Raw genomic sequence first — 492 nt, forward strand, 5'->3', positions numbered from 1 at the left:
CTGTGCAAGCTGTTCCTGCGTTTCTGGGACACCACTCGCGGCACCGTGGAGCTCTCCCGCCAGGACATTCGCCAGATCAATACCGACAGCTTGCGAGCCAATGAAAGCTGCGTGACCCAGGAGACGCACCTGTTCGTCGGCACCCTGGCTGAGAACATTCTCATCGCGAAGACGGACGCCACCCCCGAAGAGCTGGCCGCGGCCTGCGAGAAGGCGGCCTTGGGCGACTTCCTGGCGCGTCTGCCCCAGGGCCTCGAGACACCCGTGGGCGAGCTGGGCGACACCCTCTCCGGCGGCGAGCGCCAGCGCATCGGGCTGGCCCGCATGTTCCTGCATGAAGCGCCGTTCATGCTGCTTGACGAGCCCACGTCCAACCAGGACAGCCTGAACGAGGCCGCCGTGCTGCGCGCCCTGCGCGATGGCAAGGGCGACCGCACGGTCATCCTCGTAAGCCACCGCCCCTCCACCGCTGCCGTGGCCGACCGCACCATC

The 492-nt window shown here is 67.7% G+C and carries 1 protein-coding gene; it reads left to right on the forward strand.

The features are described from left to right. Positions 1–492 (forward strand): ATP-binding cassette domain-containing protein (locus PZH32_RS11250; protein ID WP_275208334.1); only part of this gene is annotated, 492 nt, incomplete at both ends.

This window comes from Adlercreutzia equolifaciens (assembly GCF_029076695.1).
Classification (GTDB): Bacteria; Actinomycetota; Coriobacteriia; order Coriobacteriales; family Eggerthellaceae; genus Adlercreutzia; species Adlercreutzia equolifaciens_A.